22 protein-coding genes are annotated in these 25,969 nt (G+C 68.5%); 7 read left to right on the forward strand and 15 right to left on the reverse strand.

Going from position 1 to position 25,969, the window contains the following annotated elements:
- Nucleotides 1-9: 9 nt before the first annotated feature.
- Nucleotides 10-999, reverse strand: a complete 990-nt coding sequence (locus CP984_RS13810) for a hypothetical protein (protein WP_030181964.1) — start codon at nt 997-999, stop codon at nt 10-12.
- A 446-nt stretch (nt 1,000-1,445) separates the two neighbouring features.
- Here CP984_RS13810 and CP984_RS13815 point away from each other — a divergent pair, with 446 nt between their 5' ends.
- From CP984_RS13815 to CP984_RS13840, 6 genes are all read left to right on the forward strand, one after another.
- On the forward strand, nt 1,446-2,474 hold the full coding sequence (locus tag CP984_RS13815; protein WP_003982292.1) for an ABC transporter permease: 1,029 nt from the start codon (nt 1,446-1,448) through the stop codon (nt 2,472-2,474).
- A gap of 89 nt (nt 2,475-2,563) precedes the next feature.
- Nucleotides 2,564-4,366 carry an ABC transporter substrate-binding protein gene (locus tag CP984_RS13820; RefSeq protein ID WP_003982293.1) on the forward strand — a complete coding sequence of 601 codons (1,803 nt, stop codon included), beginning with the start codon at nt 2,564-2,566 and terminating at the stop codon, nt 4,364-4,366.
- Between the two features lie 120 nt (nt 4,367-4,486).
- The gene (locus CP984_RS13825; RefSeq protein WP_003982294.1) at nt 4,487-5,464 is read left to right on the forward strand and encodes an ABC transporter permease; all 978 of its coding nucleotides are present in this window, start codon (nt 4,487-4,489) and stop codon (nt 5,462-5,464) included.
- Between the two features lie 10 nt (nt 5,465-5,474).
- Entirely contained in the window at nt 5,475-6,545 is a 1,071-nt protein-coding gene (locus CP984_RS13830; protein ID WP_003982295.1) for an ABC transporter ATP-binding protein, read from the forward strand.
- 11 nt (nt 6,546-6,556) lie between these two features.
- Nucleotides 6,557-7,717 carry an ABC transporter ATP-binding protein gene (locus CP984_RS13835; protein ID WP_003982296.1) on the forward strand — a complete coding sequence of 387 codons (1,161 nt, stop codon included), beginning with the start codon at nt 6,557-6,559 and terminating at the stop codon, nt 7,715-7,717.
- A gap of 211 nt (nt 7,718-7,928) precedes the next feature.
- Nucleotides 7,929-8,915 carry a PI-PLC domain-containing protein gene (locus CP984_RS13840; RefSeq protein WP_100246576.1) on the forward strand — a complete coding sequence of 329 codons (987 nt, stop codon included), beginning with the start codon at nt 7,929-7,931 and terminating at the stop codon, nt 8,913-8,915.
- A gap of 33 nt (nt 8,916-8,948) precedes the next feature.
- On the opposite strand, the gene CP984_RS13845 is transcribed toward CP984_RS13840, so the two are convergent.
- From CP984_RS13845 to CP984_RS13880, 8 genes are all read right to left on the reverse strand, one after another.
- Nucleotides 8,949-10,001 carry an ABC transporter ATP-binding protein gene (locus tag CP984_RS13845; RefSeq protein WP_003982298.1) on the reverse strand — a complete coding sequence of 351 codons (1,053 nt, stop codon included), beginning with the start codon at nt 9,999-10,001 and terminating at the stop codon, nt 8,949-8,951.
- Nucleotides 9,998-11,032 (reverse strand): ABC transporter ATP-binding protein, encoded by a 1,035-nt coding sequence (locus CP984_RS13850; protein WP_003982299.1) that lies wholly within the window; start codon nt 11,030-11,032, stop codon nt 9,998-10,000. Before CP984_RS13850 ends, CP984_RS13845 begins: the two co-directional genes overlap by 4 nt.
- Nucleotides 11,033-11,043: 11 nt before the next feature.
- Nucleotides 11,044-12,048, reverse strand: a complete 1,005-nt coding sequence (locus CP984_RS13855; protein WP_003982300.1) for an ABC transporter permease — start codon at nt 12,046-12,048, stop codon at nt 11,044-11,046.
- Nucleotides 12,041-12,964: an ABC transporter permease gene (locus tag CP984_RS13860; protein WP_003982301.1), complete on the reverse strand. Its 924-nt coding sequence runs from the start codon at nt 12,962-12,964 to the stop codon at nt 12,041-12,043. Before CP984_RS13860 ends, CP984_RS13855 begins: the two co-directional genes overlap by 8 nt.
- 16 nt (nt 12,965-12,980) lie before the next feature.
- Entirely contained in the window at nt 12,981-14,603 is a 1,623-nt protein-coding gene (locus tag CP984_RS13865; protein ID WP_030181971.1) for a peptide ABC transporter substrate-binding protein, read from the reverse strand.
- A gap of 154 nt (nt 14,604-14,757) precedes the next feature.
- A complete protein-coding gene (locus CP984_RS13870) occupies nt 14,758-15,399 on the reverse strand; it encodes a hypothetical protein (RefSeq protein ID WP_129821008.1) in 642 nt (213 codons plus the stop codon).
- A gap of 70 nt (nt 15,400-15,469) precedes the next feature.
- Entirely contained in the window at nt 15,470-15,787 is a 318-nt protein-coding gene (locus CP984_RS42790) for a DUF397 domain-containing protein (protein WP_306464404.1), read from the reverse strand.
- Nucleotides 15,681-16,544, reverse strand: a complete 864-nt coding sequence (locus CP984_RS13880) for a helix-turn-helix domain-containing protein (RefSeq protein WP_003982306.1) — start codon at nt 16,542-16,544, stop codon at nt 15,681-15,683. The genes CP984_RS42790 and CP984_RS13880 overlap by 107 nt, the downstream gene beginning before the upstream one ends.
- Before the next feature lie 134 nt (nt 16,545-16,678).
- Between CP984_RS13880 and CP984_RS13885 the strand changes: the two genes are divergently transcribed.
- Nucleotides 16,679-17,098 (forward strand): ATP-binding protein, encoded by a 420-nt coding sequence (locus tag CP984_RS13885; RefSeq protein ID WP_003982307.1) that lies wholly within the window; start codon nt 16,679-16,681, stop codon nt 17,096-17,098.
- A 545-nt stretch (nt 17,099-17,643) separates the two neighbouring features.
- Here CP984_RS13885 and CP984_RS13890 read toward each other — a convergent pair.
- The 6 genes from CP984_RS13890 to typA form a co-directional block, all read right to left on the reverse strand.
- A complete protein-coding gene (locus CP984_RS13890; RefSeq protein ID WP_003982308.1) occupies nt 17,644-18,696 on the reverse strand; it encodes an ABC transporter ATP-binding protein in 1,053 nt (350 codons plus the stop codon).
- Nucleotides 18,689-19,726: an ABC transporter ATP-binding protein gene (locus CP984_RS13895; protein WP_003982309.1), complete on the reverse strand. Its 1,038-nt coding sequence runs from the start codon at nt 19,724-19,726 to the stop codon at nt 18,689-18,691. Before CP984_RS13895 ends, CP984_RS13890 begins: the two co-directional genes overlap by 8 nt.
- A gap of 11 nt (nt 19,727-19,737) precedes the next feature.
- Nucleotides 19,738-20,664 (reverse strand): ABC transporter permease, encoded by a 927-nt coding sequence (locus tag CP984_RS13900; RefSeq protein ID WP_003982310.1) that lies wholly within the window; start codon nt 20,662-20,664, stop codon nt 19,738-19,740.
- A complete protein-coding gene (locus tag CP984_RS13905) occupies nt 20,657-21,580 on the reverse strand; it encodes an ABC transporter permease (RefSeq protein ID WP_003982311.1) in 924 nt (307 codons plus the stop codon). Before CP984_RS13905 ends, CP984_RS13900 begins: the two co-directional genes overlap by 8 nt.
- A gap of 122 nt (nt 21,581-21,702) precedes the next feature.
- Nucleotides 21,703-23,331, reverse strand: a complete 1,629-nt coding sequence (locus CP984_RS13910; protein ID WP_003982312.1) for a peptide ABC transporter substrate-binding protein — start codon at nt 23,329-23,331, stop codon at nt 21,703-21,705.
- Nucleotides 23,332-23,805: 474 nt separating this feature from the next.
- The gene (gene typA / locus CP984_RS13915; protein WP_003982313.1) at nt 23,806-25,710 is read right to left on the reverse strand and encodes a translational GTPase TypA; all 1,905 of its coding nucleotides are present in this window, start codon (nt 25,708-25,710) and stop codon (nt 23,806-23,808) included.
- Nucleotides 25,711-25,969: the final 259 nt, after the last annotated feature.

A 25,969-nucleotide genomic window follows, 5' to 3' on the forward strand; every position in this document is an offset into this window, starting at 1 on the left:
GTAACAGCATCACCAGTTGGGCGGCAGCTTCGATGGCGGGGCCGGTGGCGTGAAACCCGGCGGCATCTGTCCCGCCTCTGAGCCGCGTGGGCGGGCGCTGTCCGCCGGGCGGGTCAGCGCGAACAGCGCCACCAGCCCGGCCAGAGCCACGAACGTCCATGTTGTGACGTCCAGTTGGCGGGACGCGGGCAGGGCGGAGAAACGGCCGAGCAGTCCCGCGCGCTGCTCGGCCGTCAGTCTCGCTGTGCCGTGCGCCAGCAGCAGGGCAGCGGTCAGCATGCCCAACGGGCGCATGGATACGGCGCGTTGAGCGACGCCGACGGCCGACACCAGGGCCAGCAGCACGAGCGACAGCAGGTACCAGTTGGGCGGCGGCTGCAACAGGGCACGGAAGACACCGGTGTTTCCGATGACACTGTCCCGGTACAGCGGCCACCCCATCTCCCGTATCCAGTACGCCTGCCAGCCCGCCAGTGCCAGACCGGCACCGCCCAGCAGCAGGGCTGCCGGCGCAGCGGGCCCGAGGCGCAGGCGGCCGGGCGGGCGGCCGGTGCGGTCCCGGCCGGCCGAGGCGGTGATCAGCAGGAGCACGCTCAGCAGAAGCGCGGCACCGGCCGTGACCATCGCCCCTTCCCTGACGCCCGGCTCTTGGCCGGACAGCCGCTCAGCGCCAAGGGTGCGCAGCAGCGGCAGGCGGAACAGCAGTGTCGCGGCCGCCATCGCGGTCAGCGCGCAGTTGGCGGAGGGCGAGCGGCGCAGTACGGCCGCCGCCGTGCAGAGGTAGCCGAGCCCCAGCAGCGGGTCGAGCAGTGTGGTCGCCCAGACCGGTGATTCCTGTGGCCGGACCGGCTCCCCCGCCCACAACCACCAGATATCCGCGGCGCTTTCGGCGACCCATACGTCACGGGCGATCCATGCGGCACACGGCAGGGCCAGTGACGCGCACAGCAGTACGGCGAATCCCCCGGCGCCGCGCGCGCGAGCCCTTCTCCGCCCCATGACGTGGCCCACCCCCTGCCCCCGCACGGACAGGTCTACTCCAGTCGCCGCACCGGGACAACAGTGCGGCAGCAGACGGCGGCGGCGGGCCGGGCGCACTCCCGGCCGGGGCGGGTACGGGCCCGCCCCGGCCGGTTCACGGCACCCGCACGGCCGTACGCTTTCGAGGATGGCGCGTCCGTATATCGGCGTCGCGTCGGTCAAGTTGCCTGCACGTTAAAGACGTTGGGCACGATATGTCACCCATGCCGTACACCGCGTACGCCTGTCAAGCACGCCGTGGCGTCAATCTGCGTACCCTTCGCTCAAGAAGCGGACACCGCCCGGTCGAGCCCCCACCGTCCTCTTGACTGCGACATAAATCACTTGCGAAAGTCCGCTCATCCAGCGGTGCCTATCAGCTCGGCTTCCTGTTCCAAGTGAACTCCGTGCGGGGGAACTTCGCGATGACCAGTCCGTCCCAGACCGCGGTGCAGACCGATCCCTCCGGACTCGGACCCGAGGGCACGGGGAAAATCAAGGGCAGCAAGAACGGGGAACTGGTCGGCCGTTCCCCCGGCCAATTGATGTGGATCAGATTCCGGCGCGACCGGGCCGGAGTGATCAGCGGCTGTGTCGTGCTGGCGTTCTTCTTGATCGGCCTGCTGGCCCCGGTGATCTCCAAGCTGTACGGAAAAGATCCGTACACCCGCTACGGACAGATCACCCCCGGCCTGCTCGTCAACGGATATCCCGCCCAGCCGAACGGCGGGGTCTCCAGCGAATTCTGGTTCGGAATCGAACCGGGACTCGGGCGCGATGTGTTCACGCAATTGATCTACGGCATCCGCACGACGCTCTACCTCTCCGTCGCGATCACCCTCGTATCGGTGCTGACCGCCATCGTCATGGGCGTGGCGGCCGGGTACTTCGGCGGCCGGATCGACTACTTCATCGGCCGGATCATCGACCTGCTGATGGCCTTTCCCAACCAGCTGTTCTTCGTCGCGTTCGTCCCCGTGGTCGGCGCGATCTTCGTGGCCCCCGAGGACGCGATGGCGACCTGGATGCGCTGTCTCATCCTGATCCTCGTGCTGTGGTTCCTGGGCTGGATGAGCCTGGCCCGGCTGCTGCGCGGCACCGTTCTGTCGCTGCGCGAACGGGAGTTCATCGACGCGGCCAAGGTCAGCGGGGCCTCCCCGGCCCGCATCATCCGGCGCGAGCTGCTGCCGAACGTGATGACGCCGATCCTGGTGCAGACGACGTACATGCTCCCCAACTTCGTCACCGCCATCGCCGGCCTGTCCTTCCTGGGCGTCGGCCTGGTCGAGCCCACGCCCGACTGGGGCCGGATGTTCGCCAACGCCGCCGACTACTACCGCAACGACATCACGTACTTGTTCTTCCCCGGCGTCGCGATGGTGATCTTCATCGTGGCGTTCAACCTCCTCGGGGATTCCGTCCGGGACGCCTTCGACCCGAAGCGCGCCCGGTGAAACGTGTTCCACGGGGGGTGCTGCCACCCCAGCACCGCACACGTCAGGCAGCGGCTACGGAACTACGACAGGCAGGTGCATCCACCACCATGAAGACAGTCCGTACGCACAGAGCGCGCGCCACGGTCGTGGCGCTGTCCGCGGGGGCACTGGTCCTGACCGCCTGCAGCAGCGGGGCCGGCAAGGGGGCGGGGGACGACGAGGGCCGCAAGAAGGCGGAGAGCCAGCGCGCCCAGATCACCTTCGGGGACGCCAAGGCGTCCACCGGACCGGCCGAGGCGGTGCCGGGCGCCACGTCCGGCGGCACCCTCAAGGTCTACCAGCGCGACACCTACGCCCACCTGGACCCGGCCCAGATCTACGTCAGCGACGAGGGCACCCTGTCCACGCTGCTGTTCCGCCGGCTGACCTCGTACCATCTGGACAACCAGGGCAAGTACACGGTGGTCGGCGACCTGGCGACGGACAGCGGCAAGTCCTCCGACGGCGGCCGGACATGGACGTACACGCTGAAGAAGGGCGTGAAGTTCGAGAACGGGCAGCCGATCACCTCGAAGGACCTGCGGCACACCTTCGAGCGGCAGTTCGCGAGCTTCGTCTCCAACGGGCCGACGTACGTCCAGCGCTGGCTGGCCGACGCGCAGGGCAACGAATACCGCAAGCTGCTGCCGGACGGCCCGTACAAGGGCAAGCACCTGCCCGACAGCGTGCTGGAGACGCCGGACGAGAACACCATCCGCTTCCACTTCAAGAAGCCGGTCGGTGACCTGCCGTACGCGCTGGCCATGGCGGGCTACGGCATCGTGCCGGAGAAGGGCGACACCAAGGAGAAGTACGACAAGGCGCCGATCGCCTCCGGCCCGTACAAGATCCAGCCGGGGTCGTTCAAGTCCGGCAAGGGCATCCAGCTGGTCCGCAATCCCAATTGGGACCCGAACACGGACATCGTCCGGCACCAGTACGTCGACCGGTTCGACATCCAGTTCGGGGTCTCCTACCCCGACTCCACGCAGCGGCTGATGTCCGACAGCGCCGACAACAAGACCGCCATCAGCTTCAACAACCAGGTCGACGCCGCCAGCCTCCAGCAGGTGGCGGGCGACCCGGACATCAAGAAGCGCTCCACCTCCGGCTACCAGCCCTACGTCGGCGTCATGAACTTCAACATGAAGCGCCTCAAGGACAAGAAGGTCCGCGAGGCCATCGCCTACGCGCTGCCCATCCAGGCCATCCTGGACGCGTACGGCGTGCCGGGCGGCGGCGAGCTGGCGGGCAGCTACATCAGCCCGACGCTCACCGGGCACAAGGACATCGACCCGTACGGCAAGCTCAAGAAGCCGATGGGCGACGTGGAGAAGGCCAAGCAGCTGCTCAAGGAGGCAGGCAAGGTCGGCATGAAGCTGACCTTCGCGTACACCAACGCGCCGGAGCCGCAGAAGTACTCCGTCGCGGTCGCCGACAACCTGCGCAAGGCCGGGTTCAACGTGCAGAACAAGGACCTGCCGTCGGACACCTACTACGACATCATCGGCAAGGTCAACAATCAGTTCGACATCTACCCCTCCGCGTGGGGCGCCGACTGGCCCAGCGCGCTGACCGTGATCCCGCCGGTCTACGACGGCCGGCAGATCCAGGACAACGCGCCGAACTACTCGCACTACAACAACCCCGCGGTCAACAAGGAGATCGACCGGATCTCCCAGCTGACCGACCAGAAGCAGGCCGCGAACGACTGGTTCGCGCTCGGCGAGAAGATCCTCAAGGAGGACCTGCCGCAGCTGCCGACCTTCTACTACAAGCAGATCCAGCTGCACGGCTCCAAGGTCGGCGGGGCCGTCAACAACGACATCATCAGCTCCGTCGACCCGACCAAGCTGTACGTGAAGAAGTAGCGGAGCCGGCGCCCCAGGCGCCCGCGCGCCGCCCGCGCCCGGTGTGCCCGTCGTCCCGGACGGGCATACCGGCCCGGCGCACCCCCGCCCCTCTGGCTGCCCACGAGAGCTGCGACTGCCATGCTGCGATTCCTCTTCCGCCGGTCCCTCGGCGCGATCGTGATCCTGCTGATCATCAGCGCGTTCACGTTCTTCCTCTTCTTCGCCGCCCCCCGGGATCCCGCGCTGCTGGCCTGCGGAAAGAACTGCACGCCCGACGCCATCGCAGTGATCCACAAGAATCTCGGGCTCGACAAGCCGGTTCCGGTCCAGTACTGGGAATTCATGTCCGGCATCGTCACCGGACGGGATTTCGCCCAAGGGCCCTGCCCGGCCCCGTGCTTCGGCTATTCCTTCGCCAACGGCGACCCCGTCTGGGACACGATCGTGGACCGCTTTCCGACCACCATCTCGCTGACCATCGGCGCCGCCGCGGTCTTCCTGACGGTGGGCGTGGGCACCGGAATGATCGCGGCCTGGAAACAGGGCAAGATGATCGACAAGCTCTTCAGCTCGGCCTCGCTGGTGCTCTCCTCGATGCAGATCTATTTCGTCGGGCCGATCGTGCTGGCCGTGCTGGTCTACAACCTCGGCTGGTTCGGACAGCCGAAGTACGTGCCGTTCTTCGACGACCCCGTGGGATGGTTCCTGGGGCTGATCATTCCGTGGTGCGTGCTGTCCATCATCTTCACCGCGCAGTACACCCGGATGTCGCGCTCGTCGATGATCGAACAGTTGCAGGAGGATCACGTACGGACCGCGCGGGCCAAGGGAATGACCTCCCGCAGGGTCTTCTTCCGCTATGCCTGGCGCGGCTCGCTCATTCCCATCGTCACCATTTTCGGCATCGACCTGGGGTCCCTCTTCGGTGGCGCGATGATCACCGAATACACCTTCGCGCTGCCGGGTCTGGGCACCCTCGCCGTGAAGTCGGTGCAGAACACCGACCTGCCGATGACCATGGGCGTGATGCTGTTCGCCGCGACCTTCATCATCCTGTTCAACATCGTGGTGGACGCCTGCTACGCGTTCATCGACCCGCGCGTGCGGCTGTCCTAGGAGAGACCCCGTGTCCACACCCACCCAGCCCGCGGCCGCGCCGGGCCCCGCCACGCCCGCACCCGCCGCGCCCTTCCTGTCCGTACGGGACCTGTACGTGCGCTTCGGCACCGAGGACGGCGTGGTCCAGGCGGTCGACAACCTCTCCTTCGACCTGGAGCGCGGCCGCACCCTCGGCATCGTCGGCGAGTCCGGCTCCGGCAAGTCGGTGACCAACCTGGCGATCCTGGGCCTGCACAGCCCCAACTACACGAAGATCGCCGGGGAGATCCTGCTGGACGGCGACGAGCTGACCGGGGCCCGGGAGAAGGACCTGGAGAAGCTGCGCGGCAACAAGATGGCGATGATCTTCCAGGATCCGCTGACCTCGCTGTCGCCGTACTACACGGTGGGGCGGCAGATCGCCGAGCCGTTCGTCAAGCACACCGGCGCGAGCAAGCGCGAGGGCCGGCAGCGGGCCATCGAGATGCTGGCCAAGGTGGGCATCCCGCAGCCGACGCTGCGGGTGGACGACTATCCGCACCAGTTCTCCGGCGGCATGCGCCAGCGCGCCATGATCGCCATGGCGCTGGTGTGCAACCCGTCCCTGCTGATCGCCGACGAGCCGACCACCGCGCTGGACGTGACCGTACAGGCGCAGATCCTGGACCTGCTGAAGGACCTCCAGCAGGAGTTCGGCTCCGCCATCATCCTGATCACCCACGACCTGGGCGTGGTCGCCAACACCGCCGACGAGCTGCTGGTGATGTACGCCGGGCGGGCCGTGGAGCGCGGCACCGTCAAGGAGATCCTCACCGAGCCGCAGCACCCGTACACCTGGGGCCTGCTGGGCTCGATGCCGCGGCTGTCGTCGAGCGTCGACGAGCCGCTGACCCCGATCCCCGGCACCCCGCCGAGCCTGCTCGCGCCTCCCTCCGGCTGCCCCTTCCACCCGCGCTGCGCCTTCCCTGCCGAGGTCGGCGGCTCCCGCTGCCAGGACGAACGCCCGCTGCTGGCCCCCGGGCGCGCCGCGGCCTGCCATCTGAGCCCCGAGCAGAAACACACCCTGTTCACCGAGAAGATCAAGCCCCGGCTGGGCTAGGAGCGACGACCATGAGCGCACCCGAAGACGTCATCGTCCCCGCCCCCCGTCCGGCCGCCGCCGGGTCCGGCGAGGTGCTGCTGACCGCGGAGGGGCTGGCCAAGCACTTTCCGATCATGGCCGGGTTTCCGTTCAAGCGTCGGATCGGGGCGGTGCAGGCGGTTGACGGTATCGACCTGACCGTGCACACCGGCGAGACGTTCGGCCTGGTCGGCGAGTCGGGCTGCGGGAAGTCCACCACCGGGCGGCTGCTGACCCGGCTGCTGGAGCCGACCGCGGGGTCGATCACGTACCGGGGCCGGGACATCACCCACGCCGGGCGCAAGGAGCTGGCGCCGGTCCGCTCCGAGATCCAGATGATCTTCCAGGACCCGTACTCGTCGCTGAACCCCCGGCAGACCGTCGGCACCATCATCGGCGGGCCGATGGAGATCAACGGCATCGATCCGCCGGGCGGCCGGGAGCAGCGGGTCCGCGAGCTGCTGGAGACCGTCGGCCTCAACCCGGAGCACTACAACCGCTTTCCGCACGAGTTCTCCGGCGGCCAGCGCCAGCGCATCGGCGTGGCCCGGGCGCTCGCGCTGGAGCCGAAGCTGATCGTCGCGGACGAGCCGGTCTCCGCGCTGGACGTCTCCATCCAGGCCCAAGTGGTCAACCTGCTCCAGGAGTTGCAGCGCGAGCTGAACATCGCGTTCCTGTTCATCGCGCACGACCTGGCGATCGTGCGGCACTTCAGCCAGCGGGTCGCGGTGATGTACCTGGGGAAGATCGTCGAGGTCGGCGACCGGGACTCGATCTACCACCGACCGCGCCACCCGTACACCCACGCGCTGCTCTCCGCCGTACCGGAGGCCCGGCTGCTGGACGCGCAGGAGGAGCCGGACGACCGCGAGCGCATCCGGCTGGCCGGGGACGTGCCGTCGCCGATCGACCCGCCGTCCGGCTGCCGGTTCCGTACCCGCTGCTGGAAGGCGCGCGACAAGTGCGCCGCCGAGGAACCGCCGCTGGTACAGATCACCGGCAACGTCTCGGGCCACCTGACGGCCTGCCACTTCCCGGAGGAGCCGACGACGGCGGCGCGGGACGAGGACATCGTGCTGGACCCGGCGCTGGCGGCGATCGAGGAAGCGGCGCCCCCTGGTCCGGGAGCGCCCGGCGGCGGGGCGGCCTGACCGGGGGCTTCCCACCACGGCATCGACCGGTGTCACCTCAGCGGTCCGGGGCAGGCGCGAACCGGAGCAGGCGCCGCGGCCCGTCGCGGGGCCGCGGCGCCCGCTTCCGGCTCTCCCCGTACGCGGACATCGCGACGGCGCATCCATGCCCCGTACTCCGGGCGGGCGAAGCCGAGGAGGCAACGGTTCACAAGAGGACAGAGGAAACAGCATGGCTCACCGCCCCCCGGCCCGGATACCCGCCCGTGTGCCGCTCCTGGCCACCACCGGAGTTCTGGCACTTCTCTGCGCGAGCACCCCGGCCGCTGCCGCCGGCGGCCCGCAGCGGCCCGCGCCGCGCCCCACTTACGCCATCGCCCACCGGGTGCTGACCGCCGGCGGCGTGGACACGGCGCTGCGGCACGGCGCCAACGCCGTGGAGATCGACGCGGCCGCCTGGAAGAAGGGCTGGTGGGCGGACCACGACGGCACCCTCACCAGCGCCGGTGACCCGATGGAGACCATGCTCAAACGTATCGCCCAGCGGCGCGCCGAAGGCGGAAACGTGACCTTCGTATGGCTGGACATCAAGAACCCGGACCACTGCCGCAGTGACGACGCGAAGCGGCGGCACTGTTCGGTGGCGGCGCTGCGCGACATGGCCCGCCGCACCGTCGAGAAGCAGGGCGTCCGCGTGCTCTACGGGTTCTACGGCACCGAGGGCGGCACCGGCTGGAAGGACGTCACGACCCGTCTGCGCCCCCTCGAAGGCGTCGGGCTCAGCGGCAACGCCGAGGACGTGGCGAAATCCTTCGCGGCCCACGGCCCACGCATTCCCGGCAGGCAACGCGTCATGGACAAGGGCCTCTTCAGCCTCTCGCTCAACGCCCGCACCATCACCTCCGAACTCCGCGCCGGTGCGAAGGCCCGGGACCGCGGGGCCCTCGCCTCGACGGCAGGCTGGACGGTCGGTACGGGGGACGCGAAGAACACCGCCGGGCTGCTGGCGCCGTACGCGTCCGGCGGAGCGGGCGCCGACGGACTCATCTACGGGAAGCGGGCCGCCTGTTACCCGGACGGCACGTCCACATGGCGCGGCGGCTGCGGCACCGACGAGTCCTCCGTCAAGAGGGCACTGTCCTCGATCACCGATTACGTCGCCGGGCACCCGGCCGAGCGGCGGATGGCGACGACCCGCGACATCCCCTTCGGAAGCTGACGCCCCGGCCGTCGGTGGAGGCCGGGCAGCCCCTCAGCCGCCCGGCACCACCTGCCGCTCCTCCGCGAAGTGGCACGCCGAGGCGTGCCGGGCGGGCCCCGTCACCTGCTCGAACCCTTCCGGTACGGCCAGCGCCGGCACCTCCAGCGCGCAGCGCTCCCGCGCCTTCCAGCAGCGGGTGCGAAAGCGGCAGCCGGACGGCGGGTCGGCGGGCGAGGGCACGTCCCCCGTCAGCAGGATGCGTTCACGGCGGGTGCGGGCCCCGGGGTCCGGTACGGGTACGGCGGACAGCAGGGCCTGGGTGTACGGGTGCGTCGGATGGCCGTAGATCTCGTCCTCCGTACCGGTCTCGGCGAAGCGGCCGAGGTACATCACGGCGACCCGGTCGGAGATGTGCCGGACGACCGACAGGTCATGCGCGATGAAGACGTACGACAGGTCGAACTCGTCCTGGAGGCGTTCCAGCAAATTGACGACCTGCGCCTGGACGGACACGTCCAGCGCGGAGACCGGCTCGTCCGCCACGATGATCTCCGGGCGCAGCGCGAGGCCGCGCGCGATGCCGATGCGCTGGCGCTGGCCGCCGGAGAACTGGTGCGGATAGCGGTTGATGTATTCGGGGTTGAGGCCGACGACGTCCAGCAGGTCCTGCACCTTGCGGCGCCGGTCGCCCTTCGGGGCCACCTCCGGGTGGATGTCGTACGGCTCGCCGATGATGTCGCCGACCGTCATCCGCGGGTTGAGCGAGGTGTACGGGTCCTGGAACACCATCTGGATGTTGCGGCGCACGGCCTTCAGCGCGCGCCCCGACAGCTTGGTGATGTCCTCGCCCCGGTACAGGATCTGACCGCCGGTCGGCTTCTCCAGCCCCACCAGCATCTTGGCGACCGTCGACTTGCCGCACCCGGACTCGCCGACGATGCCCAGCGTCTCCCCTTTGCGCAGCGTGAAGGAGACGGTGTCCACCGCCCTGACCGAGCCGATCTGCTTGCGCAGCACGATGCCGCGGGTCAGCGGGTAGAGCTTGGCCAGCTCCCGTACGTCGAGGACGGGCTCCCCCGCACCCGCTCCGGCCTCAGCGCTCATGGGCGCTCTCCCTGCTCACTGACGGTCTCCTCCCAGAAGTGGCACGCGCTGGCCCGGCCGGGCGCCACGTCGTAGAGCGGCGGCCGGTCCGTACGGCAGATGTCTTGCGCCTTGGGGCAGCGCGGGTGGAAGGGGCAGCCCGGCGGGATCGCGGTCAGGCTGGGCGGCAGGCCCTTGATCGCGTACAGTTCCCGGCCCTTCTGGTCCAGGCGCGGGATGGAGTCCAGCAGGCCGCGGGTGTACGGGTGGGCCGGCGCCCGGTAGAGGCCGTGGACGGGAGCCGTCTCCACGATCCGGCCCGCGTACATGACGGCGATCCGGTCGGCCACGTCCGCGACCACGCCCAGGTCGTGGGTGATCAGGACGAGGCCCATGGCGTACTCCCGGCGCAGCTCCGCCAGCAGATCCATGACCTGCGCCTGGACGGTCACGTCGAGGGCGGTGGTGGGCTCGTCCGCGATGATCAGGTCCGGTTCCAGGGCCAGCGCCATCGCGATCATGATGCGCTGGCGCATACCGCCGGAGAACTGGTGCGGATAGTCGCCCACCCGGCTGCGGGCGGCCGGGATGCGCACCCGGTCCATCAGCTCGGCGGCCCGGTCGCGGGCCTCCTTGCGCGAGGCGCCGCGGTGCACCTCGAACATCTCCCCGAGCTGCGCGCCCACGCTCAGTACCGGGTTGAGCGCCGACAGCGCGTCCTGGAAGATCATCGCCAGCTTGGTGCCGCGAATACGGCGCCGCTCCTCGGCGCCCATCCGCAGCAGGTCCCGGCCGTGGAAGAGGATCTCGCCGCCGGTGACGTGTCCGGGCGGGGTGTCGAGGATGCCCAGCACGGCTTGGGCGGTCACCGACTTGCCCGACCCCGACTCGCCGAGCACGGCCAGCGTCTCCCCCGCGGCGACCGTGTAGCTGACGCCGTTGACCGCGTGCGCGATCCCGTCCCGCGTACGGAACTCGACCTGCAACCCGCGTACGTCCAGCAGCGCGCCGCCGTCCGCCTCCGTGCCGGGGGCTCTGCCCTCAACCGTCATCCACCGTCTCCTCAGCGCAACTTGGGGTCGAGGGCGTCGCGCACCGCGTCGCCGAGCATGATGAACGCCAGCACGGTCAGGCTGAGCGCGCCCGCCGGCCACAGCAGCATGTGCGGCGCGTTGCGGATCTGTTTGGACGCCTCGGAGATGTCGATGCCCCAGGAGACGGTCGGCGGTTTCAAGCCGACGCCCAGGTAGGACAGCGTCGCCTCCAGCGCGATGTACGTACCGAGCGCGATGGTCGCCACGACGATCACCGGCGCGACCGCGTTGGGCGCCAGGTGCCGCAGCAGCAGCCGGGTGTTCCCGGCGCCGAGCGCCCGCGCGGCCTGCACGAAGTCGGCCTGTTTGACGGTCAGTACGGAACCGCGCGCGATCCGCGCGAGCTGCGGCCAGCCCAGCAGCACGATGAACCCGACGACCGGCCAGACCGAGCCGGACGGCACCACGGACAGGAACACCAGGCCGCCCAGCAGCATCGGGATCGCGAAGAACATGTCGGCGATACGGGAGAGCAGCGCGTCCCACCAGCCGCCGAAGAACCCGGCGAGACCGCCCAGCACCCCGCCGAGCAGGGCGGCCCCGGCCGTCGCGCAGACGCCGACCGTCACCGAGGCGCGGGCCCCGTACACCGTCCGCGCGAAGACGTCGCAGCCCTGGGTGTCGAAGCCGAAGGGGTGGCCGGACCGCGAGCCCTCCTGGGACAGGGTGATGTCGCAGTCCAGCGGGTCGGTGCCGGTCAGCAGGGACGGCCAGACGGCGATCAGCACGAAGAAGACGATCAGCAGTCCGGAGACCAGGAAGACCGGGTTGCGGCGCAGGTCGTGCCAGGCGTCCGACCACAGGCTGCGGGCCCGTCCGGCGGCGGGCTGCACGCCGGTGCCCTGCGGCGCTCCCGGCGCGCCGGGCACCTCGGGAGGTCCGGCGAGCCCGCCCATGGTCTCCGCCTCGACGGCGGGCAGTGGCGTCCCGCTGCCCGCCGTCTGGAACGGCTCGTGGCGCTCGGGTTCAGGCATAGCGGATCCTCGGGTCGAGCACGGCGTACAGGAGGTCGACGATCAGGTTCGCCAGCAGGAAGACGATGACCAGGACGGTCACGAAGCCGACGACGGTCGGGGAGTTCTGGCGGACGATGCCCTGGTACAGCTCGTAGCCGACGCCGTGCACATTGAAGATCCGCTCGGTGACCACCGCGCCGCCCATCAGGGAGCCGACGTCGGCGCCGATGAAGGTGACCACCGGGATGAGCGAGTTGCGCAGCAGGTGCCGCACCACGATCCGCCGCCGGGGCAGGCCCTTGGCGACGGCCGTACGGACGTAGTCGGCGCGGGCGTTCTCCGCGATCGACGTACGGGTGAGCCGGGTGACGTACGCCAGCGACACCAGCGCCAGCACACAGCCGGGCAGCAGCAGCGCGTCCAGGGGCGCGCCGATCGGGACGGCCGGGGTGACCCAGCCCCACTTCACGCCCAGCAGGTACTGGAGGACGTACCCGCTGACGAACGTCGGCACCGACACCACGATCAGCGTCAGCACCAGCACCCCGGTGTCCAGCAGCCGCCCGCGCCGCAGCCCGCTGAGCACGCCCAGCGTCACCCCGACGACGATCTCGGCGACGATGGCGACGGCGGTCAGCCGCAGGGTGACGGGAAAAGCGGTGCCCATCTTGTCCAGCACCTGCAAGCCGTCGAACGTCGTGCCGAAATTCCCGGTGAAGATCTGGCCCATGTACTGCAGGTACTGCTGCCACAGCGGCTCGTCCAAATGGAGTTCGCGGCGGATCTGCGCGGCGGTCGCGGGGTCCGGGGCGCGGTCGCCGGACAGCGCGGCGACCGGGTCGCCGAGCGCGTACACCATCACGAAAATCAGGAAGGTGGCACCGATGAAGACCGGCACCATCTGCAGCAGCCGCCGGATCACATAACGCACCATGGCCGTCCGCCCGCCCTCAGTCCTTGATCGTGATCTGGTCGTACACCGGAACGCTGAAGGGGTTCAGGGCCACATGCCCGACCCGGTCCGTGTAGCCGCCGCTGCCGTTCTGGTACCACAGCGGAATCGCGGGCATTTCCCGGGCGAGAATCCGCTCGGCCCGGTGATACGTGGCGTTGACCCGGCCCACGTCGCTCTCCGCGTTCGCGCTGCTTACCAGCCGGTCGAATTCCTTGTTGCTCCAGCCCGAGTCGTTGGACGAGGCGCCGGTGAAATACTGGCTCTGCAGGAAGGTCTGGATCAGCGGATAGTCCATCTGCCAGCCGGCGCGGAAGGGGCCGCTCATCTTCTTCGCGCTGACCTTGGACCGGTAATCGGCGAAGGTGCCCATCGGGCTCCCGTCGCACACATGGCGTCCCAGCGCCCGGTTCACGCTGTTGCACAGGGCGTCCACCCACAGTTTGTGGGATCCGGTGTCCGCGTTGTACGTCACCTTCATCGACCCGCCGGGAAGCCCGCCCCCCTCGTCGACCAGCTTCCGGGCCGCCGCCGGGTCGTACGTACACGCCGCGCCGCACAGCCCCGCCTGGTAGCCGCCGTGCTCACCGAGGGCCATGGCGGTCCAGTCGGTGGCCGGCGTCCGTGTCCCCCGGAAGATCTGCCGGGTGATCGCCGGGCGGTTGATGGCCATGGAGATGCCGCGTCGGACTTTCTCCGTCCCCGGCTTGGCCCAGCCCTTTTCGTACATCGGGAACGACAGCGTCTGAATGATCCCGGCGGGCTGATTAATGTACCGCCCCTGCAGATCCTTCTGCACATGCTTCAGCTGCGAAGCCGGCACATCATCCACGAGATCGAGATTTCCCGCCATCAGGTCGGTATAGGCGGTGTCGTTGTCCGTATAGACCTGAAGATCGACCCCACCGTTCTTCGCCTTGTCGGGCCCCGGGTAATCCTTCCAGGTCCGCAACCGCATGATCCCGCCCTTGGCGTACGACTGCACGGCGTACGGACCGTTGCCGACCGGCTTCGCCAGCCAGGCGTCGTGGTCGGTGAAGAACGACCGGGGCAGCGGCAGGAAGGCGCTGTAGCCGAGCATCTCCGGCCACAGCCCGAATTTCTGGTTCAGCCGCACCGTGAACGTCAGCTCGTCCTTGACCTTCAGCCCGCGCATCGTCCGCGCGGCCGGCTTCGAGCCCTCCCCCTCCGGGTGGACCTCCTCGTACCCCTCCACATAGCTGAAGAAAGGCGCCCCGAGCTGCCGATTGCTGACCAGCGCCCCGTAATTCCAGGCGTCGACGAAAGACCGGGCCGTCACCTTCTCCCCGTTACTGAAGGACCACCCCGGTTTGAGCTTCACCGTGAAGTTCCGCGCGTCCGGCGATTCGACCGACTCGGCCACCATGTTCTCGGCCACGGCCGTGCGCGGGTTGTACCGCTTCAGCCCCCTGAAGGCCAGGTCGAGCACCTTGCCGCCCTGTACGTCGGTGGTGTTCGCCGGCTCCACCGGGTTCTGCGGATCGCCCCAGGACGCCCGTACGACGCTGGGGTCCTGCCCGCCCCCGCCGCACCCGGCGCCCGCCAGGGCGACCGTGGCGGCCGCGAAGAACGCCGAACCGACACGCAAGGCTCCGCGCAACGAGCTGCCTCCTCAGAGCTGCGGCCCGGGCGCCCGCACCCACCCGGCCTATCAGCCCCAACCTGACATCCCGGGCCTGCCGGAACCCGTCAGCCTGGCCCGACACGGAGGAGAACCGCCCGTATGAGCGACCTTGGCCACCCTCGGTGGGCCGTTACCTGTCGTTCGACTCGCAGCCGGTTCCGTTGTGGTTGCGGTCGAGGTGATACGGATCGGAGGATCCGACGTGGGTCGGCCCATCGAGATCCGAACAGTCGATGTCGGGGCCGCCCGACGACGGCCGCGGCGATGGCGAACCGGTGCCCCCGCCACTCGGCGACGGGCCCGCCGCCGCCCGGATGTCCGCGCCGACGATCATCCCGTCCCGGACGGTGTACGTACCGGCGAAGGACCGCACGGACCCGTCCCGCTGCTCCGCGTCCAGCGCGACCGAGACCGTGTCTCCCTGCACGCCGGTGACGTGAACGCTGTCGTGCGCGGTGTCCGCGAAGCCCGCCACGAAGGCGTCATAGGAGCCCCCGAGGTGCTTGCCACCGAGGTCCCAGGCCCGACGGAAGTCACGGGCATTGACGGCCGCGTAGTAATCCTCGACAACGGAGGCGGCGTCCCGCGCCGCGGCCGACCCCTCCGGTGCGGTGCTGGGGGCGCCCATCCCCGTACCGGAAGGCGAGGGCGCCTCGGTGACCGTACGGGCACTCGTCACCGTCGTCCCCGTCCCGTCCCCGCCGGAGGAACCGCACCCGGCCAGCACGGCGCCCACCAAGGCGGCCCCCGCCATCACGCAGCAACGGCGCATCGACCTCACCCCACAGGCGAAACGTCCCTACGCCCCAGTCTGCGCCGCCCACGAGAGCTCCGCCCGTGGATCACCCACCGCCCCGACCGAGCCCCCCACTCTTGACCACCCGCACCAGCCCACCCAGAGCCCCCACGGAAACCCCCATCACCACTTCGGGCTCCGCGCTCTCCCGCATCCACCGAGTGGCACCGGGTCCTGTCGCCACCTCGACACACGCTTCGGTGTGTCCCTCGCTGAAGCTGGATTTCTGCCACTCGAACCGGGACATGTACGCCTTCCTAGAGCAGGGGGTACAGAAGTCGCTCGATGAGCTTGACCGTGTCCTTCGCACACCGCGCCTCGGAGGGAAGCGCCGCTTCCGCCAGCTTAGCGAACGTGTGCTCATACCTCTGGACGGCTTCGACTTCGCCCAGGTACAGGGAGTTCTCGACATGCGGGACGACCGCCGTCGACAGTTCCCGCACGGGCGGCGTCAGCACGGTAAAAGGCGCCCCGAAAGGCACCGGGCCGTCGAACGGCAGCACTTGGAGCGTCACGTTCGGCAGGTGACACGCGTCGATCAGGCGCAGCAACTGGTCCCGCATGAGTGCGCGGCCCCCGAAGGAAGCCCGCAGCGCGGCCTCGTGCACCACCGCGTGCAGCTTCGGCGCCCCCTCCCCCGACAGCACCCGCTGCCTCTCCATCCGGAACTCCACCGCGGCCGCCTCCGCGCTGCGCGGCACTTCCACGTACCCGCTGCGATGTACGGCCGTGGCGTACGCCCGTGTCTGCAACAGGCCGGGGACGAACATCGGTTCGTAGCAGGCGATGGACTCGGCTCCCGCCTCCAGCTCGGCGAAGTCGAGGAGGGGTGCCCGGACGCTGTTCCGGTACAGGCTCCACCACCCCTTTCCGGACCGCTGCCCGAGGTCGATCAACGCCTCGACGTAGGTGGAACGTGTACCACTCGCGGTCTGGGCCAATTCGCGCAGCCTCGCCGGGGCCAGCGACGTGCGGCCGGCTTCGACGTTGCTGACGTGCGATTGCCGCATACCCATCACGTCCGCGGCCTCGCTGACGGTCAGGCCGGCCCGTTCTCGCAGCCTGCGGACCTCGGCCCCGAAACGCCGCTGCCGGTACGTGGGGTTCGCCCTCAGGCCCATGCGTCCCTCCCAGTTCTCCCATCGGCAGTATGGCCCAACTCGCCATTTCCCCGAGGCGGTTGCACGTATACGCCACACCCCCTTACCTTACGTATGACGCCAGTCACAGACTGCACTCACCTGGAGGCTGCCTCATGAGCACGCCCAGCGAGACCTGGTCCTACGGCTTGTTCATTCCGCACGACCCCCGGGCGGTCGGTGTCGTCAGAGCCGCGCTGCGGCACATCCTGGCCGGGGCCGGGCTGAACTGCCTGGTCGAGACGGCGGAGCTGATGGTGTCGGAGCTGGTGACCAACTCGTACCAGTACGGCAGGACCGACGCGTACGTGAGCGTCGACCGTTCGCCGTTCGACCTGACCATCGCCGTGTGGGACACCGGCCCCGGCGTGCCGGAGCAGCAGAAGGCGGCGATGGACGAGGAGTACGGGCGGGGGCTGGGGATCGTGGACGCCTGTGCGGACAGCTGGGGGGTGCGGGACTATCCGAACGGCAAGGCGGTGTGGTTCACGCTGGCGCAGCGGAAGCCGACGGAGGTGTTCGGGGAGTGGGGTTGAGGCGAAGCGCGCCGGCCGCGCGGTGATGGTGGAACCTGGCACGCAGGCGGAATTGAGGGTGAGGGTGGGGAACGGGGAGCAGGCCCCTCGCAAGCGGGCCGGCAACCCGCCGGGATGAACTCCGCCTGGTTGCGGCACCTGCAGCGCGTTGCTGCCGGAGCCCAGGCTCCGGCGGCGGGCGCGTCGATCCAGCGCACCCTGCGATCGACGCGGGAGGAGATGGAGGTCACCCGATCTCAGGAGCGCAAGAATTCGCGCTACAGGCTCACGGTGGATCTGACGACACTGGAGTGCAGCGTCGCCCGGCGCCTGGACCGCAAGAACTACGGCCCTGCGAAGAAGGCGGACGGCACGTACAACTTCGTCATTCCGGTTCGCGGGCCGGGCACCACAAACCCACCGGTGAGGACGCGCCGCAGGTGGCGGGGTTCACCGGGGGCGCGTTCTCGATGGACAAGTACAGGGACCACGCCGCCGGGTGACCGGAACGCGAAGGCACCCGGACCGATCCGGTCCGGGCGCCCGCGTATGTCGGGGAGACGGCCCTACGCCGCCCCCACCACGTCCTTCTCCTCCGCGAAGTGGCAGGCCGACTCATGGGCGGCCAGGGAGCCCGAGCCGGCGAAACGCTCGGGGACCGCCAGCAGCGGGAGTTCCTCGGCGCACTTGTCCTGCGCCTTCCAGCAGCGGGTGCGGAAGCGGCAGCCGGACGGCGGGTTGGCCGGGGACGGGACGTCGCCGGTCAGGATGATGCGCTCGCGGCCCTCGCGTGCGTCGGGGTCCGGGACGGGGACGGCCGAGAGCAGCGCCTGGGTGTAGGGGTGCGTCGGGTGGTCGTAGATCTGCTCGTCCGTGCCGATCTCGGCCATCTTGCCGAGGTACATGACCCCGACCCGGTCGGAGATGTGCCGGACGATGGACAGGTCGTGCGCGATGAAGAGGTAGGAGAGGTTGAACTCGTCCTGGAGCTTCTCCATCAGGTTGATGACCTGCGCCTGGACGGACACGTCCAGCGCCGAGACCGGCTCGTCGCAGATGATGATCTCCGGGTTGAGCGCGAGGCCGCGGGCGATGCCGATGCGCTGGCGCTGGCCGCCGGAGAACTGGTGCGGATAGCGGTTGAGGTACTCGGGGTTGAGGCCGACGACGTCCAGCAGGTCCTGCACCTTGCGGCGCCGGTCGCCCTTCGGGGCCACCTCCGGGTGGATGTCGAAGGGCTCGCCGATGATGTCGCCGACCGTCATCCGCGGGTTGAGCGAGGTGTACGGGTCCTGGAACACCATCTGGATGTTGCGCCGTACGGCCTTCAGCGCGCGCCCGGACAGCTTGGTGATGTCCTGGCCCTTGTAGAAGACCTCGCCGGAGGTCGCCCGCTCCAGGTTCATCAGCAGCTTGGCGACGGTGGACTTGCCACAGCCGGACTCGCCGACGATGCCGAGCGTCTCGCCCTGGTACAGCTCGAAGGAGATGCCGTCCACGGCCTTGACCGCGCCGACCTGCTTCTTGAACAGGATGCCCTGGGTGAGCGGGAAGTGCTTGACCAGGTTGCGGACTTCGAGGATCGGCTCGCGCCGCGCGTCGTTCTTCGGCTCAGCCATTGATCGTCTCCTCCCAGAAGTGGCACGCGCTGCCGCGGGCGTCGGCGACGGTGTGCAGCGCCGGCACCTCCGTACGGCAGATGTCCTGCGCCTTCGGGCAGCGCGGGTTGAACGCGCAGCCCGGCGGAATGTTGAGCAGGTTGGGCGGCAGGCCCTTGATCGCGTACAGCTCCTGGCCCTTCTGGTCCAGGCGCGGGATGGAGTCGAGCAGACCGCGGGTGTACGGGTGCGCGGGGGTCTTGTACAGCTCGTGCACGGGAGCGTGCTCGACGATCCGGCCCGCGTACATCACCGCGATCTTGTCGGCGACGTCCGCGACCACACCCAGGTCGTGGGTGATCAGGATCAGACCCATGTTGAACTCGCGCTGGAGGTCCGCGAGCAGGTCCATGACCTGCGCCTGGACGGTCACGTCGAGGGCGGTGGTGGGCTCGTCCGCGATGATCAGGTCCGGCTCCAGGGCCAGCGCCATCGCGATCATGATGCGCTGGCGCATACCGCCGGAGAACTGGTGGGGGTAGTCGTCCACCCGCTTCGAGGCGGCCGGGATCTTCACCCGGTCCATCAGATCGATCGACTTGGCCTTGGCCGCCTTCTTGCTCAGGCCCTGGTGGACCCGGAACATCTCGCTGAGCTGGTAGCCCACGCTGAGCACCGGGTTCAGGGAGGACAGCGCGTCCTGGAAGATCATGGCGATCTTGGCGCCGCGGATCTTGCGGCGCTGCTCGCCGGACATCTTCAGCATGTCCTGCCCGCGGAAGAGGATCTCCCCCTGCGGGATCTTGGCCGGCGGCATGTCGAGGATGCCCATGATGGCCTGCGCGGTGACGGACTTGCCGGACCCGGATTCACCGAGCACGGCGAGCGTCTCGCCCGCGCTGACGCTGTAGTTGACGCCGTTGACGGCCTTGACGACGCCGTCCCGGGTGTGGAATTCCACGTGCAGGTCGCGGACTTCGAGGAGGGTGCCCTCGCTCTTGTCGCGGTCCCGCTGCGCGGGAACGTCCGCGGGTTTGGAGATGGTGGTCACGTACGCCTCCCTCAGCGCAGCTTGGGGTCGAGGGCGTCGCGCACCGCGTCGCCGAGCATGATGAACGCCAGCACGGTGATGCTGAGGGCGCCCGCCGGGTAGAGCAGCATGTGCGGCGCGTTGCGCACGTCCGTGGCGGCGGTGGAGATGTCGATGCCCCAGGAGACCGTCGGCGGCTTCAGGCCGACGCCCAGGAACGACAGCGTCGCCTCCAGCGAGACGTACGTACCGAGCGCGATGGTCGCCACGACGATGACGGGCGCCAGGGCGTTGGGCGTGATGTGCCGCAGCAGCATCCGCGAGGTGCTCGCGCCCAGGGCGCGCGCGGCCTGCACGTAGTCCTGCTGCTTGGCGGTGATCACCGAACCGCGGGCGATACGGGCGATCTGCGGCCAGCCCAGGATCGCCATCAGCAGCACGACCGTGAAGATCGAGCCGCCCTTGATGACGGACAGGAAGACGATGCCGCCGAGCAAAATCGGGATGCCGAAGAAGATGTCGCCGACCCGGGAGAGGATCGAGTCCCACCAGCCGCCGAAGAAGCCGGCCAGACCGCCCATGAAACAGCCGAAGACGGCGGCGAGGAGGGTGGTGCACACACCGACGACGACCGAGGCCCGGGCACCGTAGACGGTGCGGGCGTAGACGTCGCAGCCCTGGGTGTTGAAGCCGAAGGGGTGGCCGTCGGTCGCGCCCTGCTTGGACTTGGTGATGTCACAGGCGTACGGGCTGGTGCTGGTCAGCAGGCTCGGCCAGATCGAGACGACGACCAGGAAGAGGATCAGTACCGCGGAGATGTAGAAGATCGGGTTGCGCCGCAGGTCGCGCCAGGCGTCGCCCCACAGGCTGCGGGGCTTGTCCGCCTTCAGCTCCACGCTGACGACGTCGGCCGCGTCCACGGGAGCCTGGGTGTGCACGGAGGTCTCGGTGTCAGGCATAACGGATCCTCGGGTCCAGGACCGCGTAAAGCAGGTCGACGAGCAGGTTGGCGGCGAGGAAGACGACCACGAGGATGGTCACGAAGCCCACCACGGTCGGTGAGTTCTGCCGCAGGATGCCCTGGTAGAGCTGGTAGCCGACGCCCTGGATGTTGAAGATCCGCTCGGTGACGACGGCGCCGGCCATCAGGCCGCCGATGTCGGTGCCGAGGAAGGTGACGACGGGGATCAGCGAGTTGCGCATCAGGTGGACGGTAACCACCCGGCGGCGCGGCAGGCCCTTGGCCGTCGCGGTGCGGATGTAGTCCGAGCGCAGGTTCTCCGCGACCGAGGTACGGGTGAGCCGGGAGACGTAGGCCAGCGAGACGCCCGCCAGCACGATGCCGGGCAGCAGCAGCTGGTCGAAGGTGACGTCGATGGAGACCGCCGGGGCGGCCCAGCCGAGCTTCACACCGATGAAGTACTGCAGCACGTAGCCGGTGACGAACGTCGGGATCGAGATCACCAGCAGCGTGAAGACCAGCACGCCGGTGTCCACGATCCGGCCGCGGCGCAGGCCCGCGATGACGCCGAGGGTCAGGCCGACCACCAGCTCGATGGCGAACGCCACCAGCGTCAGCTTGATGGTGTTCGGGAAGGCGTTGCCCATCAGTTCCACGACCGGGGTGCCGTTGAAGGACGTACCGAAGTCGCCCTGGAAAATCCCGGCCATGTATTGCAGGTACTGGCTCCACAACGGGTCGTTGAGGTGCAGGGACTCCCGGATTGCCGCGGCGGTGGCCGGGTCCGGTGTCCGGTCTCCGAACATGGCGGCGATGGGATCGCCGATCGCGTAGACCATGACGAAGATCAGGAAAGTGGTGCCGATGAAGACGGGCACCATCTGGAGCAGTCGTCGTATGACGTAGCGCCCCATGTGTCCTCCAGGAAAGCGCCGACGCGGGAGCAGTCGGACCCGTATCGCACGGGTTCCGACTGCCCCCTGCCGCCGTAAGCGGTTATGTTCTTCGCGCCCCGCTCAGGGGCGGCTGCGTCGGATCAGCCCTTGACCTTGATGTCGCTGAAGACAGGGACGCTGAAGGGGTTGAGGGCGACGTCGGAGACGTTCTCCGACCAGCCGACGGTGCCGTTCTGGTAGAAGAGCGGGATGTTCACCGCGTCCTGGATGACGATCTTCTCGGCCTGCTTGTAGATGTCGGTGGCCTTCTTGATGTCCGTCTCGGCGGCGGCATCGTCCATCAGCTTGTCGAATTCCTTGTTGCTCCACTTGCCGTCGTTGGAGCTGGCCCCCGTCTTGTACAGCGGGGTGAGGAAGTTCTCGATGTGCGGGTAGTCCATCTGCCAGCCGGCGCGGAACGGCCCGTTCATCTCGCCCTTGGTGATCTGGTTGCGGAAGTCACCGAAGGTACCGACCGGGTTGCCCACGCAGACGTTGTCGTTGCCGAGGGCCTTGTTGATGCTGTTGCAGGCCGCGTCCGCCCACTGCTTGTGGGAGTCCTTGTCGGCGTTGTAGCTGATGGTCAGCTTGCCGCCGGGGATGCCGCCGCCCTCTTCGATGAGCTTCTTGGCCTCGGTCGGGTTGTACGTGCAGACGTCGCCGCAGATGTTCTTGTCGTAGCCGTTGGCCTCGCCGAGCACCGGGGAGGTGAGGTCGACCATCGGCGTACGGGTGCCGTTGTAGATCTTGTCCGTGATGCTCTTGCGGTCGATCGCCATGGAGATGCCCTTGCGGACCTTCTCCATGCCCGGCTTGTTCCACTCTTCCTTGTAGAACGGGAAGGTGACGGCCTGGTAGATACCCGCGGGCTGGGTGAAGTAGTTGCCCTTGAGGTCGGTCTTGGCGTTCTTGATCTGCTCCGCCGGGATGTCGTCGTCGACATCGAGGTTGCCGGCCTGGAGGGCGGCGTACGCGGCGTTGGAGTCGGTGAAGACCTGGAGCAGGACGCCCTTGTTCTTGGGCTTGTGCACACCGGCGTAGTGCTCGTTCGGGACGAGCTTCATCAGCTTGCCCCGCTCGTACGACTCGACGGCGTACGGGCCGTTGCCGACCGGCTTCTTCAGGTATTCCTCGTGCTTGTCGAAGAACAGCTTGGGCAGCGGCGCGAACGCCTTGTAGCCCAGGCGGACCGGCCAGGTACCGAACTTCTTGCTCAGCTTGACGGTGAAGGTGGTGTCGTCCACGACCTTCAGGCCCGACAGCGTCTGGGCGGTCGGCTTGCCGTCCTCCGGCGAGGTCTTGTCGTAGCCCTCGATGTCGGAGAAGAAGTAGGCGTTCTTCTGCTTGTTGGTGGCCAGCGCCGCGTAGTTCCAGGCGTCCACGAACGACTTGGCGGTGAGCGCCTCGCCGTTGGAGAACTTCAGACCCTTCTTGATCTTGATGGTGAAGTTCTGGGCGTCCGTGGTCTCGATCGACTCGGCGGCGGCGTTCTTCGCCTCGCCGGTCTTCGGGTCGTACTCCTTCAGATTCATGAAGATCTGGTCCAGCACCTTGCCGCCGAGCACCTCATTGGTGTTCGCGGGCTCCAGCGGGTTCTGCGGGTCACCCCAGTTGGCCCGGACGAAACCGGCCTGAGCACCCGAACCGCCGCTGCTTCCACCGCACGCCGTCGCCGACAGGGCGATGGCTATCGCCCCTGCGATCCAGGTGGCGCTCTTGGCACCGCGCATGGGACTGCCTCCTCATGAGTCCATTCACTTCATGGAAAGGAGCTGCCCGCAGCTGACACCCCTGACAGCCAGCGACCAGCCCCTGCTGCTCGTGAGTCGGCGCTCCCCACAGCGCGTGACCCATTGACCCGAGCTCAATGCACCCCAGTCTCAGTCACCTTCGCCCCATAAACCACGTGTAAGGGGTCTCGGTTTGGTCACATCCGTTTTCCGGAAGTTCGGAATCCGGACAAACCAAACCATCCAGACGGTAACGAAACGGACTGTCGGCGCACCACGTTGCGATCTTCGTCCGTAATTCGGACTCACCATGGCCGGATCGCAACCGAAATCTTGTTGACTCATTGCGTTCATTTGCGATAACAGCTGCGCCATGGCGGGAAACGGAAAGCGCCCCACCGGACGGAAAATCCGGTGGGGCGCTCTCGGAGCGTAATCGCCGCTCGTGCGCCGGGGGTTACCCGGCGTGACGGATCAGCGCTTGGCGCGCGACGCCGTACGGGCCCGCTCGCGGGCGTCCAGGACGACCTTGCGGATACGGACCGCCTCCGGGGTGACCTCGACGCACTCGTCGTCGCGGCAGAACTCCAGCGACTGCTCCAGGGAGAGCTTGCGCGGCGGCACGATCGCCTCGAAGGAGTCGGCGGAGGAGGAGCGCATGTTGGTGAGCTTCTTCTCCTTGGTGATGTTCACGTCCATGTCGTCGGAGCGCGAGTTCTCACCGACGATCATGCCCTCGTACACCTCGGTGCCGGGCTCGACGAAGAGCACGCCACGCTCCTGGAGGTTGGTCATCGCGAAGGCGGTGACCGAGCCGGCCCGGTCGGCGACCAGCGAACCGTTGTTACGGGTGGTCAGGGTGCCGAACCAGGGCTCGTGACCCTCGTGGATGGAGTGCGCGATGCCGGTACCGCGGGTGTTGGTCAGGAACTCCGTACGGAAACCGATCAGGCCGCGGGACGGCACGACGAACTCCATGCGGACCCAGCCGGAGCCGTGGTTGGACATGTTGTCCATCCGGCCCTTGCGCACGCCCATGAGCTGGGTGACCGCGCCCATGTGCTCCTCGGGCACGTCGATCGTCATGCGCTCGACCGGCTCGTAGGTCTTGCCGTCGACCTCCTTGGTGACCACCTGCGGCTTGCCGATGGTCATCTCGAAGCCCTCGCGGCGCATCTGCTCGACCAGGATGGCCAGCGCCAGCTCACCGCGGCCCTGCACCTCCCAGGCGTCCGGGCGCTCGGTGTCCAGCACGCGCAGCGAGACGTTGCCGATCAGCTCACGGTCCAGACGGTCCTTGACCTGGCGGGCGGTGACCTTGCGGTCCTTGACCGCGGCCTTGGCGTCCGCGCCCTTGCCGGTGCCGCCGCGGCCGACCAGCGGGGAGGTGTTGGTGCCGATGGTCATCGAGATCGCGGGCTCGTCGACCGTGATCAGCGGCAGCGCGACCGGGTTCTCCGGGTCGGCCAGCGTCTCACCGATCATGATGTCGGGGATACCGGCGACGGCGCAGATGTCGCCCGGGCCCGCCACCTCGGCCGGCTTGCGGGTCAGCGCCTCGGTCATCATCAGCTCGGTGATGCGGACGTTCTGGACGGACCCGTCGCGCTTCATCCACGCCACGGTCTGGCCCTTGCGCAGCTCGCCCTGCTCGACGCGGAGCAGCGCGATACGGCCGAGGAAGTTGTCCGCGTCCAGGTTGGTGACGTGCGCCTGGAGGGGGGCCGACTCGTCGTACTCGGGGGCCGGGACGGTCTCCAGCAGCGTGGAGAAGAACGGCTCCAGGTTGTCGCTGTCCTGCGGGACGGTGCCGTCCTCGGGCTTGGTCAGCGAGGCGACGCCGTCACGGGCGCAGGCGTAGACGATCGGGAACTCGATCTGGTCCTCGTCCGCGTCCAGGTCCAGGAACAGGTCGTAGGTCTCGTCGACGACCTCGGCGATGCGCGAGTCCGGGCGGTCGGTCTTGTTGATGCACAGGATGACCGGCATCTTCGCGGCCAGCGCCTTGCGCAGCACGAAGCGGGTCTGCGGCAGCGGGCCCTCGGAGGCGTCCACCAGCAGCACGACCGCGTCCACCATCGACAGACCGCGCTCGACCTCACCGCCGAAGTCGGCGTGGCCGGGGGTGTCGATGATGTTGATGGTGATCGGGTCCCCGCCGTCCTTGGGGTGATACTTCACCGCCGTGTTCTTGGCGAGGATCGTGATGCCTTTCTCACGCTCCAGGTCGTTCGAGTCCATCATGCGCTCGTCGAGGTTCTCCGCGGCGTGCGCGGCGAACGAGCCGGCCTGCTTGAGCATGGCGTCGACGAGGGTCGTCTTGCCGTGGTCGACGTGGGCGACGATGGCGACGTTACGAATGTCGTGGCGCGTGGGCATACTGCGGCGCTTCTCCCGGATCGTGGATGGCTGCACGTACGGTCCGGTACGTGTGCCTGCCGGGCATGAAGACGCCACGGCCTCACCCCATCGTACGTGGCCGGGGCGGACTCGGCCGCCCCAGGTCGCACGGACCACCTCTGACCTGCGGTGATGTAAATCCGAACGGGAATCGTGCACCGGTTGGGCACCTGTCGTTCCCCCTCCGGCCGGGTGGCCGACGGGTCCGCGTCACCGGTCCGTACGGCAGCGGGACGGC

The organism is Streptomyces rimosus, from assembly GCF_008704655.1.
Classification (GTDB): domain Bacteria; phylum Actinomycetota; class Actinomycetes; order Streptomycetales; family Streptomycetaceae; genus Streptomyces; species Streptomyces rimosus.

What these genes read in the sequence shown, in the direction of transcription:
- CP984_RS13810 (WP_030181964.1), bottom strand. Translation starts at nt 999, where the DNA reads ATGGGGCGGAGAAGGGCTCGCGCGCGCGGCGCCGGGGGATTCGCCGTA.
- CP984_RS13815 (WP_003982292.1), top strand. Translation starts at nt 1,446, where the DNA reads ATGACCAGTCCGTCCCAGACCGCGGTGCAGACCGATCCCTCCGGACTC.
- CP984_RS13820 (WP_003982293.1), top strand. Translation starts at nt 2,564, where the DNA reads ATGAAGACAGTCCGTACGCACAGAGCGCGCGCCACGGTCGTGGCGCTG.
- CP984_RS13825 (WP_003982294.1), top strand. Translation starts at nt 4,487, where the DNA reads ATGCTGCGATTCCTCTTCCGCCGGTCCCTCGGCGCGATCGTGATCCTG.
- CP984_RS13835 (WP_003982296.1), top strand. Translation starts at nt 6,557, where the DNA reads ATGAGCGCACCCGAAGACGTCATCGTCCCCGCCCCCCGTCCGGCCGCC.
- CP984_RS13840 (WP_100246576.1), top strand. Translation starts at nt 7,929, where the DNA reads ATGGCTCACCGCCCCCCGGCCCGGATACCCGCCCGTGTGCCGCTCCTG.
- CP984_RS13845 (WP_003982298.1), bottom strand. Translation starts at nt 10,001, where the DNA reads ATGAGCGCTGAGGCCGGAGCGGGTGCGGGGGAGCCCGTCCTCGACGTA.
- CP984_RS13850 (WP_003982299.1), bottom strand. Translation starts at nt 11,032, where the DNA reads ATGACGGTTGAGGGCAGAGCCCCCGGCACGGAGGCGGACGGCGGCGCG.
- CP984_RS13855 (WP_003982300.1), bottom strand. Translation starts at nt 12,048, where the DNA reads ATGCCTGAACCCGAGCGCCACGAGCCGTTCCAGACGGCGGGCAGCGGG.
- CP984_RS13860 (WP_003982301.1), bottom strand. Translation starts at nt 12,964, where the DNA reads ATGGTGCGTTATGTGATCCGGCGGCTGCTGCAGATGGTGCCGGTCTTC.
- CP984_RS13870 (WP_129821008.1), bottom strand. Translation starts at nt 15,399, where the DNA reads ATGCGCCGTTGCTGCGTGATGGCGGGGGCCGCCTTGGTGGGCGCCGTG.
- CP984_RS42790 (WP_306464404.1), bottom strand. Translation starts at nt 15,787, where the DNA reads ATGAGCACACGTTCGCTAAGCTGGCGGAAGCGGCGCTTCCCTCCGAGG.
- CP984_RS13880 (WP_003982306.1), bottom strand. Translation starts at nt 16,544, where the DNA reads ATGGGCCTGAGGGCGAACCCCACGTACCGGCAGCGGCGTTTCGGGGCC.
- CP984_RS13885 (WP_003982307.1), top strand. Translation starts at nt 16,679, where the DNA reads ATGAGCACGCCCAGCGAGACCTGGTCCTACGGCTTGTTCATTCCGCAC.
- CP984_RS13890 (WP_003982308.1), bottom strand. Translation starts at nt 18,696, where the DNA reads ATGGCTGAGCCGAAGAACGACGCGCGGCGCGAGCCGATCCTCGAAGTC.
- CP984_RS13900 (WP_003982310.1), bottom strand. Translation starts at nt 20,664, where the DNA reads ATGCCTGACACCGAGACCTCCGTGCACACCCAGGCTCCCGTGGACGCG.
- CP984_RS13905 (WP_003982311.1), bottom strand. Translation starts at nt 21,580, where the DNA reads ATGGGGCGCTACGTCATACGACGACTGCTCCAGATGGTGCCCGTCTTC.
- CP984_RS13910 (WP_003982312.1), bottom strand. Translation starts at nt 23,331, where the DNA reads ATGCGCGGTGCCAAGAGCGCCACCTGGATCGCAGGGGCGATAGCCATC.
- typA (WP_003982313.1), bottom strand. Translation starts at nt 25,710, where the DNA reads ATGCCCACGCGCCACGACATTCGTAACGTCGCCATCGTCGCCCACGTC.